Here is a 12569-nt window from a genome sequence, read left to right on the forward strand (position 1 = left end):
CTGAGCGTGGTCAGCCCTGGTTCACGCGGTCGAGCATCTCCTGGAGCTGCTCGCGGCTGAACCCGCCGAGGCCGGTGAAGCGGCCGACGGGGATCTGCTCGGCCATCTTCAGCATCTCGGGGTCCGCGAACAGGCCGCTGTCGCCGAGCAGCGAGCCGAGCGCCTCCTCACCGCCGGGAAGCGCACGGATCTCGAGCGGCGTCGAGGTCATCGTCATCACCGGGCGGGGCTCGTCGCCCGTGATCTCGACGTCGGCCGACGCGCGCAGATCCCGGCTCGAGGCCCCCACCTCGACGCGGTAGGTGCCTCCCTCGACGACCCACTCATCGGCCGCGGGGCTCCAGTACTGCAGGTCCTCGGCGGGGATCGAGATCCCCACGCGTCGGGACTCGCCGGGCGCGAGCTCGACCTCGGCGAAGCCCTTGAGCTCGCGCGGGGCGCGGGTCACGCGGGAGCCCGGCACGGAGACGTAGGCCTGGACGATCTCGCGGCCCGCGCGGTCGCCGGTGTTCTCGACCGTCACCTCGACCTCGATGCCGCCCCCGGCCGAGGCGGTCACCGCCAGATCGCTCTGCGTGAAGGTCGTGAAGCTGAGGCCGTGGCCGAAGGGATAGGCGACCTCCGCGTCCACGGCGTCGAAGCCGCGGTAGCCCACGAACAGGCCCTCGCCGTAGCGCACGTGCGAGTCCTCGCCCGGGAAATGCAGGTACGAGGGGGTGTCCTCGAGGCGCAGAGGGATCGTCTCGGCGAGGCGGCCCGAGGGATTCGCGCGGCCGAAGAGGATGTCGGCCGTGGCCTCACCGCCGCCCTGGCCCAGCAGCCAGCCCTCGAGCAGGGCGTTGACGCCGCGCAGCGCCTCGGGCAGGCGCACGACGGAGCCGTTCGAGAGGACCACGGCCACGCGCTCGGCGACCTCGCGGACCTCCTCGAGGAGCTGCAGCTGGACTGCGGGCAGCTCGATGTCGGTGCGGTCGAAGCCCTCGGACTCGACGTCCTCCCCGAGCCCCAGGAAGAGCACGGCGGTGCGGGCGCCGCGGGCGAGCTCGACGGCCTCGGCGCGCAGGGATTCGGAGCTCGGTGCAGCGTCCGTCTCCCCGTCGGCCGTGCCCGGGACGAACCCGCGGGCGAAGGGCACCTCCTCGCCCGCGATCGCCCGGATCGCGCCGAGCGCGTCGGTGAGCCGGGTCGGGTTCACGTGAGAGGAGCCGGCCCCCTGGTAGCGCGGAGTCTGCGCGAAGTCGCCGATGACCACGAGTCCCTCGGCGTCGGACGCGGCGCCCGCGCCGGTCCCCGCACCTGCGCCGGTTCCCTCACCTGCGCCGTCCCCCGGCTCGGCGAGGGGCAGCGTGCCGTCGTTCTCGAGGAGGACGAGCGCGCGGCGGGCCGCCTCGACGGCGATGCGATGGTGCGCCGCGGCGTCGTAGTCCGCGTCGGGGTCGGCCGCAGCGAGCCCGCGGCGCAGCAGTGCGACAGCCTTCCCGGCGGCGCGTCCCAGTGCCTCCTGGTCCACGTCCCCGCGCGCGACGGCCTCGCGCAGGTCCTGCTCGCCGAAGGGGTCGGCGGGCATCTGCAGGTCGAGGCCCGCCTGCACGGAGGCGGGCCGGTCCTCGACCGCTCCCCAGTCGGAGACCACGAGTCCCTCGAACCCCCACTGCTCGCGCAGGATCTCGGTGAGCAGGCGGCGGTTCCGGGCGACCGGGGTGCCGTCCACGCTGTTGTAGGAGCACATGACGGTCCACGGCTGCGCCCGCGTGACCACCGTGCGGAAGGCGCGCAGGTAGATCTCGTGCATGGTGCGCTCGTCCACGTCGACGTCCACGCGCATGCGGTCGGTCTCCTGGTTGTTCAGCGCGAAGTGCTTCACCGAGGTGCCGACGCCGCGCTCCTGCATGCCGTCCACGAAGGCGGTCGCGAGCTCGCCCGCCAGGTGCGGGTCCTCGGAGAAGTACTCGAAGTTGCGTCCGCACAGCGGCGAGCGCTTGATGTTCATGCCCGGGCCCAGCACCACGGAAACGCCGCCGGCGAGGGCCTCCTCGGCGATCGCCCCGGCGACGGCGGCCGCGCTCGAGCGGCTCCAGGTCGAGGCGAGGCCGACGGCGGGCGGGAAGCAGGTGGCCTCGACGGAGTCGTTGAGCCCGAGGTTGTCGGCCGCGCCGGACTGCTGGCGCAGTCCGTGCGGTCCGTCGCTCACCTGGATCTGCCCGAGGCCCAGGGAGGGGGCGTCGTGGAGGTGCCAGAAGTCGGCTCCGCCGGTGAGGGCGATCTTCTCCTCCTGGCTGAGCGCGGAGACATCGGCCGACAGGTCGGCAGACCGATCGGTGGTGTTGCTCTGGGGGCCGGAGGGCGTGTTCTGGGGGTCGGAGGGGGTGCTCTGGGTCATGGCGGTCCTTCCTGCGGCGGGACGACGCGGGCCGACGGCGCGCTGCGCGCGGCTCCTGCGGATCGTGGTGATCGCACAGTACGTCCTGCGGGCTCGTCGGACCCTGAGCACTCGTAGCATGGCCGGACTCGTCGTCCCCGCCCCGTCCCCGACTCCCCCGGAGGCCACCTTGGCTGAACTGAAGAAGTCCCTCGGCCTGCCCTCGCTGATCGCCCTCGGCGTCGCCGGGGTCGTCGGCTCCAGCTGGATCTACACCTCCTCCTCGTTCTTCGCGGACCTCGGTGCGGGCGGCATGATCATCGGCCTGCTGATCGGCGCGGCCCTCGCCGCCTGCGTGGCCCTCGCCTACGGCGAGATGACCAGCGCGGTGCCCCGCGCGGGCGGCGAAGTCGTGTGGGGGTACACCTCGCTCGGACGCTCGGCGGGCTTCGCGACCGGCTGGTTCCACATCGGCGCCTACATCTCCTCCCTCGCCTTCTACGTCACCGCGTTCGGGACGCTGCTGGCGAAGTACGTCCCTTCGATGGACGCGATCCCCCTGTACTCGGTGGGCGGCGCGCCCGTGACGCTGCCCGTGCTCGCCGCCGGTCTCGCCCTGACCCTGGTCATCTTCGGGCTCAACTGGTTCGGGGTCTCGCTCGGCGCGCAGATCCAGGTGGTGCTGTTCGGGGCGATGCTGCTGATCGGCGCGGCGCTCGTCATCGGCGCCCTGGTGGTCGGGTCCCCCGCGAACCTGTGGCCGATGTGGACCTCGGAGCAGCCGCCGGTCGCCTCGACCCTGCGGATGGTGGTCCCCGGCATCACCTACGTGGTCGGCTTCTCCCTGGTGGCCGTGCTCGCCGAGGAGTCGAGCCTGTCCCCGCGGCGCGTGGGCCGGGCGGTCGTCGCCACGGTCGGCTGCGCCGCCGTGTTCTACACCGCGGTGCTGCTCGCGACGGCGTACGTGGGCCCGTGGGAGGACGTCGCCGGCATGGACCTCGGGACGATCGACGCCTTCACCGCAGCCGGGCTGCCGCTGCTGGGCCTCGGCGCCTTCCTCATCGCCGTGCTGGGCCTGATCACGAGCTTCCTGGGGCTCTTCGTCGCCTCCAGCCGCGTGGTGCTCGCGCTCGCCCGCTCGCGTCTGCTCCCCCACGGCCTCGCGAAGGTCGACGAGCGCTCGGGCGTGCCCCGGCGGGCGCTGCTGTTCATCCTCGTGGTCACCGTGGCGCTCGGCCTGCTGGGTCCGGGCGCGATCATCTGGTTCCTCGACGCCGGCGGCGTGTTCCTGGGCGTCGTCTGGTTCCTCGTGGTGCTCGCGAAGTACCGGCTGCCGCGCGTCTACCCGGGGCTCGAGCGCACCTACCGGGCACGGCCCGCGTTCCTCCCGGCCGTCGGCGCGCTCGGCGCCGTGCTCGTCATCGTCTTCACCCTGGTGCCGGTGCCGGGCGTGGAGATGTCCCTGCAATGGCCGCAGGAGTACCTGATCCTCGCCGCCTGGGTGGTGCTGGGCGCGGTCCTGTTCGCCCTCACCCCGCGGCCGACGGACCCCGAGCGGGCGTTCGACGAGATGGTCGGCCCCCTCGCGGGGACCCTTCGGCAGGCGAAGCGGGACTGAGGGGATCGGCCGCGCGCACCACGGCGAGCGCGGCCGGCAGCTCCTCGGAGAGGTCGTCCCACGAGCACTCGATCGTCACGTCGGCCGTGCAGCCACCGCGGCGCAGGGCCTCGAGGAACGCGGCGATCGGCCAGTCGCCCCGCCCCGGCGGGGTGCGGCCGCTGTCGGCGACGTGGATGTGCCCCACCCGGGAGGCGTGGGCCTCGACCGCGCGCAGCGACTCGCCCTCGTGCTGGATGTGGAACAGGTCGGCGACGACGCGCATGTGCTCGAGACCGTGCGCGTCGAGGAAGCGGGCGGCCTCGGCGATCGTGTGGATCAGGTCGGTCTCCTCCCGGCGGAGGGGCTCGAGGATGATCTCGAGGTCCCGCTGCTCCGCGAGCTCCGACGCGAGGCGGAGGACCTCCGCGAAGCGGGCCTCGCCCTCCTCTCGCAGCACCTCGGGCCCGATCGTGCGGGCGGCGCCGCTGCCCAGCACCACCTTCGCGCCGGGGCGGGCGATCGCCGCGACGGCGTCGAGCGCCGTGGCGAGGTACGCGCGGACGGCTGCGAGCGGCACCGAGGGATCGGAGACCCGCAGGGTCGAGGGCACCAGCACGGCGCACGAGCCGATGGCCTCCACGGGGGCGACCTCCGCGGCGCGCCAGACCCCGGGAGAGGCCTCGACGACGAGCCCGCCGACGACCGTCGGCTCGAGGTGGTCGGCCCCGGCGCGCAGGGCCGCGGGCTGCTGGGAGATGTCTGCGATGACTCCGTGGGGCACGGGGACTCCTCGTCGATCGTGCGTGCCGGGATGAAGGGATCCTGACACGTTTCAACCCTGCAGGGCCAGCATCCCGGGGACATTCGGAGGATCTGGCGATCCGTCGCTGACAACACTGTGCAACCGCTTTCCAGCCGAGGTGAGCGTCCTCACACTCGTCCGACATCAGTGCACTTGCACGCATCGAGCGCCGACCCCGCACCGGAGCGGGCGACCGCGATGCCGCCCAGCAGACCGCACGACAGCCCGGACGGCGCGAGGACGCGACCGTCGCACAGCGAGGAGCCTCATGTCCCTCACCCGCCGCACCCTGCTCGCCGCCTCCGGCGCCGGTGCCGTCGCCGTCGGCGGCGCTGCCTGCGGATCCGGCGGGGCGATGGATCCCTCCGTGCCCCTCGACATCGACGTCGCCGACGCCGACCTCTCCGGGTCGATCGCCCTGCTCACCCCGGACTTCGTGGGCGATGACCGCGCTGTGCTCGACGACGACGTCATCGCTCCCTTCACGAAGCGGACCGGCGTCGACGTCTCCGTCGACCAGGTCGACTGGAACAAGCTCAACGAGAAGATCTCCACCGGCATCGCCGGCGGCATCATCGCCGACGTCATCATGACCGGGGTCGGCTGGACCCAGCCCTTCGCCGAGAAGGGCATCTTCGCCGAGATCCCCGCCGACTTCATCGAGGGCCTCGGGTACGACGAGAGCGTGCTCGTGTCCACCCGCTACGACGGCCGGTACTACTCCCTTCCGCAGGCCCTGGACCTGCGCTTCATCGGCTTCCATCCCGAGCTGCTCGAGAAGAGGGGCATCGACTCGGCGCCCGAGTCGCTCGACGAGCTCGCCCAGGCGGCGGAGGAGCTCACGGGTGACGGCGTGGTGGGCCTGGACTTCCTCTCCGGCAGCGCCGGCAGCGCACGGCAGGCCTTCGTGTTCCTCCTCTACGCCTTCGGCGGCACCATGTTCAGCGACGACGGGATGGCGCCCCGACTGCACGAGGAGCCCGGACGGCTCGCGCTGCAGTGGATGCTCGACTGCATGGACACCGGCGCGATCGACTACTCGATCCAGGCCGCGGAGGGGCAGCCCTCGCCGTTCCAGCAGAAGACGGCCGCCATGTCGCTGGTCTCGACCGGGAACTGGCCCACCTGGCAGACGATGACCCCGGACCTGTGCGAGAAGGGCGCGGTGGGGACGTTCCTGCTCCCCAGCGGCGTCGACGCCGACCCGGTGATGTTCCAGGGCGGCACCTTCATCTCGATCTCGAGCCTGTCGAAGAACAAGGACGCCGCGGCCGCGTTCATGAAGCACATGCTCGACCCCGACATCCTCAGCAAGGCGAGCGCCGCGACCGGCAAGGTGCCGCCCACGCCCGACATCCCCGAGACCGACGGCATCCGCAGCAATCTGCTGATGACCTTCGGCCTCGACAACCTCCCCTACGCGGGGGCGACCGAGGGCGGCTCCGCCGCCTACATGGAGGTCAGGGGAAATCTCGACGGCATCGTCGAGACCTGCCTGACCGGCAGGGCCACGGTCGACCAGACCCTGGCCGACATGAAGAAGCTGTGCGACGGCGCGATCAGCAGGATCTGAGGACCGGACCATGACGACCACCGCCCCCACCGCGTCCACGGACCGCACGGCCCCCGCCGCAGACCCCCCTGCTCCCGAGACGCGGCGACGACGCTCCGTGCGCACCGCCGAGAAGCGCTGGGGCCTGCTGCTCGCGGCCCCGGCGACGCTGCACACGCTGATCTGGATCGGGGCGCCGATCGTCGTCGCGATCGTCCTCAGCTTCACCGCGTACGACATCATCCACGCCCCGGAGTTCTCCGGGCTCGAGAACTACGCGACGATCTTCACCGACGGATTGTTCTGGCTCTCCGTGCTGCACAACGTGATCATCGCCGCCGTCGGGATCCCCCTCTCGATGTTCCTCGCGCTCGTGTTCGCCACGATGCTCAACCGGGCCCTGCCGGGCCGCGGCGTGTTCCGGGTGATGATCTTCCTGCCCCACATCACCGCCACCGTCGCCGTCGCGATGATCTGGCTGTGGATCTACAGCCCGTCGCAGAGCGGCCTGATGAACGTGGTGCTGGGGCTCGTGGGGATCAAGCCGCTGCCCTTCCTCACCAATCCCGACCTGGCGCTGGGCAGCGTGATCCTGGTGACGATCTGGCAGGGCATCGGGCTGAAGATGCTCATCTACCTGGCGGCGCTGCAGGGCGTCGATACGCAGATGTACGAGGCGGCGGACCTGGACGGCGCGAACTTCGTGCAGAAGTTCTTCCGCATCACCGTGCCGATGCTCAAGCCGGCGACCTTCTTCATCCTGGTCACCTCGCTGATCTCGAACTTCCAGACCTTCGACCTCATCTACATCCTCACCGAGGGCGGTCCCGCGAACTCGACCTCCGTGGTCACCTACCGCATCTACCAGACGGCGTTCCAGGAGTTCCGCGTGGGGCTCGCCAACGCCCAGTCGGTGATCCTGCTGCTGATCCTGGTGGTGCTCGCGTTCCTGTCCCGCCGCATCGTCGGAGGCACCGATGACGACTGACCACGCCCCGAGCATCACCGGCACCGCCCCGTCCGCGACGCGCGCACGGGACCACAGCCTGCGACGCCGCAAACGCACCTCGAACGCGCTGGTCCTGGCGTTCCTCATCGTCGCCTCGGTGGTCATGGCCGCGCCGTTCCTGTGGATGGCGGTCTCCTCGATCCGCGATCCCACGGAGCTCGCCCAGGTGCCGATGCCGCTGATCCCGAAGGATCTGCGGCTCGAGAACTACAGCGAGGCCCTGGGCCGGGCGCCGTTCGCGACCTATGCGCGCAACAGCCTGATCCTCGCGACCGCGGCCGCGGCGCTCAACGTGGTCTTCGCGTCCGCTTGCGGGTACGCCCTGGCCAAGCTGAGGTTCCGTCTCGCGCCGGCCGTGTTCGGCTGGATGGTCGCGTGCATCATGATCCCGTTCTACGCGACGGTGATCCCGGTCTTCCTCATGGTGCGGCACATGCCGCTGTTCGGCGGGAACACCCTCATGGGCGTGGGCGGGACGGGTTGGATCGACACCTGGTGGGCGCTCATCGTCCCCGGGGCCGTCTCCCCGTTCATGGTGTTCCTCTTCCGCCAGTTCTACGTGTCCACGCCCTCGGAGCTCATCGAGGCCGCACGGCTCGACGGGGTGAGCGAGTTCGGGATCTACACGCGGATCATCACCCCGCTGATCCGCCCGGGTCTCCTGACGGTCGCGCTACTGAGCTTCGAGGCGGGCTGGAACAACTTCCTGTGGCCGCTGCTGGTGACGACCTCCGACAGCCTGCGGGTCATCCAGGTCGGGATCGCCTCCTTCCGGCAAGAGGCCTCGACGGACTGGCACCTGCTGATGGCGGGGACGACGCTCGCGGCGGTGCCGATGATCGTGCTGTTCCTGATCTTCCAGAGGTACTTCGTGCAGGGCTTCGCCTCGTCGGGGATCAAGTGACGTCGGCACCGGCGGGCGAGGCCCGGGGACTGCTGCGGTTCTTCGTGGTCCCCGGCGCGCTGATCGCGACGAACTGGGCGGCGGTGCTCGGTGCGCTCACCGTGATCGGCCTGGTGCCGGCGCTCGCGGCGGCGACGCACACGACGAGCCGCCTGCGCGAGCACCCCGACGCCGCCTTCCGCTCGACGCTCTCCCGTGCTCTCGGCACGCTGCGGCGGGACGCCCCGACGTCGGTGCTCGCCGTGCTGGTGATCCTCGCGATCGGCTTCGACGCGCTGTTCGTCGCTTCCCTTCCCAGCCCATCCCGGGTGTTCGTGATGGGGGTCCTGATCCCGCCCGCCTGGGCGACGATCGCGTGGATCTCCGCCTACGTCCAGGTGGCGGCCGAGGCCAGCACGGCGAGCTGGTTCGAGGTCGCGCGCGAGGCCATGGGACTGTGCGTCTCTCGTCCCCTGCGCGCGACGCTGGCCCCCGCGGCGATCATTGCCCTGTCACCGCTCTGGCTGCTGGCGCCGCTCACGATCGCGTGCGGCTTCTCGGTCCCGCCTATGGTCGTCGGGGCCCTGTGGGGAGCATGGGGTGCGGAGTCCCGAGAACCGCGATCATCTGCACGTCCTCGCGTCAGAGGATGAGAAGTTCTCGGGATCCAGTCCGGTTCAGGCACGCCCGGACACGCTCACAGCTCCCGCATGATCTGGGCCATCCGGTCCATCGACTCGCCCGCCTCGCGCAGGCCCACGCGGTTCAGATGCCCGTGGCAGACGCCGCGGCGCACCACGTGCTCGACGTCGACGTCGGCCTGCGCGAGCTGGTCGGCGTAGGCGCGGGAGCTGACCCGCAGGTCGTCGAACTCATCGGACTCGATGTACGTGCGGGGCAGGGCCGCGAGGCGCTCGGCGGAGGCGAAGGCGGGGAACACGGTGGCACCGGCCTGCTCGGGGTCCCCGCCCACATACGCGGAGCGCATGATCTGCATCGTCTCCGGCGGGAAGCGCAGCACGGGCGGGGTGACGGCGAGCGCCGCCTCCTCCTCGGCCGTGGGCTCCGGGAGCGAGGCGTGGGCCACGGGGTACATGAGCAGGGACGCGGCGAGCGGGATGCCCTCCTCGGTGAGGCGCAGGGACGCGGCGGCCGCGAGGTTGCCGCCCGCGCTCGCACCACCCAGGGCGATCCTCAGCGGGTCGGCGCCGAGCTCGTCGGCGCTCTCGCGGGCCCAGTGCACCACGGCGCACACGTCGTCGCCGGGCACGGGGGCGTGCACCCCGCCGCGTGATCCGCCGACGCTGCGGGCGGGGTTCCCGCCCAGCTCCGGGGGTTCGTCGCACAGGCGGTAATCGACGGACACCACGACGGCGTCGGCCCTGCCGGCGACGCCGCGCGCGACCTGGTCGGCCTCGGGCATCTCGAGGTCGCCGTGCATGAAGGCGCCGCCGTGGCACCACACCAGCAGCGGGCGCGCCGAGAACGACGGCCCCTGCGGGGTATAGACGCGCACAGGCACGGGACCGTGCGGTCCCGGGACCTCACGATCGAGCGTCCCGACCGCCCATTCCTCCGCCTCGCCGTAGGGAGCGTCCCAGGCGGTGCGGACCTCCTCGTCCACCTCCTCCCAGCCGGCCGCGTCGCCGAGGTCGCGCATGCGCCGCGCCATCTCTCCGTGAGGAGGCTGGGTGGACGCCGGGGAGGGGGTCTCGGACGGTAGGTCGGCGGGCATCAGTGCTCCGATCGGTCGGGAGGAAGCGCTCGCGCAGGCCGACGGACGGGCACCGCTGCGAACCCTGGAGGAGCTTCGATCCTTTCACATCGAGGACTCCGTACGGGGGCGGCGGCGAGGCTGCGGACGCTGCGGGGATCAGCCCAGCGCGGCCAGGAGGAGGTCGACGGACTCCTTCCCCACGAGGCGATGACCTGCATCGGTGATGACAAGCCGAGCTCCGCTGCCGGCGTCGCGGGATCGCTCCCGGTGCTGCTCGAGCCGCGCGAACGAGGCCCGGGCGGCGGCGATCGGGAACAGCGGGTCCGCCTCCCTTGCTTCGAGGACCAGGGCCCGCGGCGCGACGAGCGCGGCGATCTCCGCCATCTCGAAGGCGGGCAGCAGGCCCGGCACGACATTGCAGGGGCAGTGCGGGATCGCGGCGATGCTCGAGGCGAAGGATGAGAAGAAGTTCGCGACCAGGGCCGCGGGGATGCGGAGGTCGAGCGCCGCGAGGAGCAGCGCGACGGCGCCCCCGCCGGAGCCGCCGACGACCCCGACCCGGTCCGGGTCGACGCCGGGCTGCGCCCGCAGGGCCGAGACCGCGGCAGAGGCGTCCGCGACCCGCGCACCGAGCACGGGACTGCCGTGCAGGAGATGCCGGGCGGCGTCGACCGCGCAGCTGCTCTCGGCAGGGCCGTACGGCGCGGTGCCCGGCGCGGGCAGCGTGCGCCGCTCCCCGAAGGAGATCATCTCCGGAATGAGCACCGTGACGCCCTGGTCGACGAGGCGCCGGGCGATCGCCCCGTGGTAGCCGTCGCCGTCGCCGACGAGCGCGCGCATCCCCTCCCCGTGCCCGGGGACGAGCACGACCGCCGCTCCGCTCGCGCGCTCGCGCTCGGGGCGCAGCAGGAGCGCGGGGAACGCGCCCCGCCCCTCGGGCGCCACCTGCACGGCCGTCGGATCGCCGGGGACCAGGCCAGCCGCGGGGGCGAGCGCGCCCGGGCGATCGCAGTCGAGCAGGGCGCGGAGATGGGCGCGCGCGGCCTCGTCCGGATCCGAGGGCGGTGCCTGCGTCGTCTGCGTCATCACCGCCCCATCTTCCCGCCGTCGGCCCGCCGTGGGGCAGCCGCGGGGCCGCCGCGGGGCCGAAGCGTGCGGACCGGCCGCACCCGCTTGACGAATGAATCGTTTCAGATCTACGGTGTGCATCGCCGGCCCGCCATGGCCCCGCCCGCAGCACGGAGATCGCGCCGCGGACCGCACCCCACGACCGGCCCCGCAGCACGACGAAGGAGTCAGCGCTCATGCCCATCGGCCGACACAAGCCGCTCACCGGCTGGAAGGCGACCGCGGCCGTCTCGATGTCCAACTACATCGATTCGGGGTCGATCATCGCGATCGCCACGTCGCTGGGTTTCTGGGGAGCCGCATACTTCCCCGACGACTCCGGCAGGATCGCGGGCCTGCTCGCCGCCTTCAGCTCGAACGCCTTCGGCGCCGCCGTCGGCGCACTGATCGGCGGCCCGCTGTGCGACAAGTACGGCCGCAAGTTCATCTACACCTACGACCTCCTGCTCTACGCTCTCGGCGGGCTGATCGCGACCTTCGCGATGAACCTGCCGATGCTCTTCGTCGGCTTCATCGTCATCGGTCTCGCGGTAGGCGCTTCGGTGCCGGCCGGCTGGACGTACATCGCGGAGTCCGCGCCGACGCATCAGCGCGGGCGCCACATCGGCGCCACCCAGCTGGCATGGTCCGTCGGCCCGTTCATCGGCTTCGGCCTCGCCGCCCTGCTCTCGCCCCTGGGACTTGTGGGCAGCCGGATCATCTTCGCGCACCTCGTGGTGATCGCCCTGGTCACCTGGTACATCCGGCAGGGCCTCTACGAATCCGAGGCGTGGCAGAAGTCCAAGGGCGGACAGCAGGCCAAGGCCCCGTCGATCTGGACCTCCCTGCGCGGCCTGTTCAGCCGCAAGGCCAACATCACGGCCCTGCTGTTCCTGGTGGCGATCTACACCTTCTGGAACCAGGCGGCGAGCCAGAACGGGATCTTCCTGCCCACGATCCTCTCCTCGATGGGCTTCGGGACGCTCGCCTCGGACCTCTTCTCGATGCTCACCTGGGCGTTCGTCATCATCGGCACGATCGTGTTCATGGTGTTCGTCGACAAGGTGTCCTACCGCTGGTTCTTCCTCGTCGGCGGCGCGATGGCCGTGGTCTCGTGGGTCGTCCTCGTCTTCGGTCCGTCCACCGCGGCGTCCACGGCCTTCGGCTACGCGATCCTGTGGGGGCTCTCCTCCGGCCCGTCGGCCCAGGCGTTCTACTCGGTGTGGTCCCCCGAGCTGTTCGCGACCCCGTACCGGGCCGGGGCCCAGGGGCTGGTCTTCTTCACCGTCCGGCTCGCCTCGGGGATCATCTCCCTGGTCTTCCCCGTGATCCTGATGGGCGCGAACGGCCTGCTCATCGACGGCCTGATCCTCATCGCCTTCCTGCTCGCCTCGACGCTGATCGGCACGATCTTCGCCCCGCGCACCCAGGGCAAGGAGCTGCGCGAGATCGAGATCGAGCGCTACGGCGAGGTCGTCTCGGCCGGGCTGCTCGACGCCGAGGCGGGACGTCCCCGGGCCGACGACGAGGGGCGCTGACG

The 12569-nt window shown here is 71.6% G+C and carries 10 protein-coding genes; 6 read left to right on the forward strand and 4 right to left on the reverse strand.

Annotation, left to right across the window (positions count from 1 at the left end; translation table 11 throughout):
- Nucleotides 1-10: 10 nt before the first annotated feature.
- The gene (locus tag ACFQ53_RS07005; RefSeq protein WP_377857301.1) at nt 11-2380 is read right to left on the reverse strand and encodes a glycoside hydrolase family 3 C-terminal domain-containing protein; all 2370 of its coding nucleotides are present in this window, start codon (nt 2378-2380) and stop codon (nt 11-13) included.
- A 169-nt stretch (nt 2381-2549) separates the two neighbouring features.
- Here ACFQ53_RS07005 and ACFQ53_RS07010 point away from each other — a divergent pair, with 169 nt between their 5' ends.
- Nucleotides 2550-3977: an APC family permease gene (locus ACFQ53_RS07010; protein WP_377857304.1), complete on the forward strand. Its 1428-nt coding sequence runs from the start codon at nt 2550-2552 to the stop codon at nt 3975-3977.
- Here ACFQ53_RS07010 and ACFQ53_RS07015 read toward each other — a convergent pair.
- Nucleotides 3889-4740, reverse strand: a complete 852-nt coding sequence (locus ACFQ53_RS07015; RefSeq protein WP_377857307.1) for a sugar phosphate isomerase/epimerase family protein — start codon at nt 4738-4740, stop codon at nt 3889-3891. The two genes, ACFQ53_RS07010 and ACFQ53_RS07015, sit on opposite strands and share 89 nt — an antisense overlap.
- A 289-nt stretch (nt 4741-5029) precedes the next feature.
- On the opposite strand from ACFQ53_RS07015, the gene ACFQ53_RS07020 reads away from it, so the two are divergent.
- From ACFQ53_RS07020 to ACFQ53_RS07035, 4 genes are read left to right on the forward strand one after another with little or no spacing between them, the layout of a single operon-like run.
- Entirely contained in the window at nt 5030-6334 is a 1305-nt protein-coding gene (locus ACFQ53_RS07020; RefSeq protein ID WP_377857310.1) for an extracellular solute-binding protein, read from the forward strand.
- 10 nt (nt 6335-6344) lie between these two features.
- Nucleotides 6345-7301: a carbohydrate ABC transporter permease gene (locus ACFQ53_RS07025; RefSeq protein ID WP_377857313.1), complete on the forward strand. Its 957-nt coding sequence runs from the start codon at nt 6345-6347 to the stop codon at nt 7299-7301.
- Complete coding sequence (locus ACFQ53_RS07030; RefSeq protein ID WP_377857316.1) at nt 7291-8226, forward strand: carbohydrate ABC transporter permease; 936 nt, start codon at nt 7291-7293, stop codon at nt 8224-8226. The genes ACFQ53_RS07025 and ACFQ53_RS07030 overlap by 11 nt, the downstream gene beginning before the upstream one ends.
- Nucleotides 8223-8858: a hypothetical protein gene (locus ACFQ53_RS07035; RefSeq protein WP_377857319.1), complete on the forward strand. Its 636-nt coding sequence runs from the start codon at nt 8223-8225 to the stop codon at nt 8856-8858. Before ACFQ53_RS07030 ends, ACFQ53_RS07035 begins: the two co-directional genes overlap by 4 nt.
- Nucleotides 8859-8902: 44 nt before the next feature.
- On the opposite strand, the gene ACFQ53_RS07040 is transcribed toward ACFQ53_RS07035, so the two are convergent.
- Together ACFQ53_RS07040 and ACFQ53_RS07045 are read right to left on the reverse strand one after the other, a co-directional pair.
- A complete protein-coding gene (locus ACFQ53_RS07040) occupies nt 8903-9865 on the reverse strand; it encodes an alpha/beta hydrolase (protein ID WP_377857321.1) in 963 nt (320 codons plus the stop codon).
- Between the two features lie 213 nt (nt 9866-10078).
- Nucleotides 10079-11008 (reverse strand): dienelactone hydrolase family protein, encoded by a 930-nt coding sequence (locus ACFQ53_RS07045; RefSeq protein ID WP_377857324.1) that lies wholly within the window; start codon nt 11006-11008, stop codon nt 10079-10081.
- Between the two features lie 218 nt (nt 11009-11226).
- Here ACFQ53_RS07045 and ACFQ53_RS07050 point away from each other — a divergent pair, with 218 nt between their 5' ends.
- Entirely contained in the window at nt 11227-12567 is a 1341-nt protein-coding gene (locus ACFQ53_RS07050) for an MFS transporter (RefSeq protein ID WP_377857327.1), read from the forward strand.
- Nucleotides 12568-12569 lie beyond the last annotated feature (2 nt).

Source organism: Brachybacterium sp. NPDC056505 (assembly GCF_042794925.1).
Taxonomy (GTDB): Bacteria; Actinomycetota; Actinomycetes; order Actinomycetales; family Dermabacteraceae; genus Brachybacterium; species Brachybacterium kimchii.

Excerpts from the sequence above, each read along its gene's own strand:
- ACFQ53_RS07005 (WP_377857301.1), bottom strand. The coding sequence starts at position 2,380 with ATGACCCAGAGCACCCCCTCCGACCCCCAGAACACGCCCTCCGGCCCC.
- ACFQ53_RS07020 (WP_377857310.1), top strand. The coding sequence starts at position 5,030 with ATGTCCCTCACCCGCCGCACCCTGCTCGCCGCCTCCGGCGCCGGTGCC.
- ACFQ53_RS07025 (WP_377857313.1), top strand. The coding sequence starts at position 6,345 with ATGACGACCACCGCCCCCACCGCGTCCACGGACCGCACGGCCCCCGCC.
- ACFQ53_RS07030 (WP_377857316.1), top strand. The coding sequence starts at position 7,291 with ATGACGACTGACCACGCCCCGAGCATCACCGGCACCGCCCCGTCCGCG.
- ACFQ53_RS07040 (WP_377857321.1), bottom strand. The coding sequence starts at position 9,865 with ATGCGCGACCTCGGCGACGCGGCCGGCTGGGAGGAGGTGGACGAGGAG.
- ACFQ53_RS07045 (WP_377857324.1), bottom strand. The coding sequence starts at position 11,008 with ATGACGCAGACGACGCAGGCACCGCCCTCGGATCCGGACGAGGCCGCG.
- ACFQ53_RS07050 (WP_377857327.1), top strand. The coding sequence starts at position 11,227 with ATGCCCATCGGCCGACACAAGCCGCTCACCGGCTGGAAGGCGACCGCG.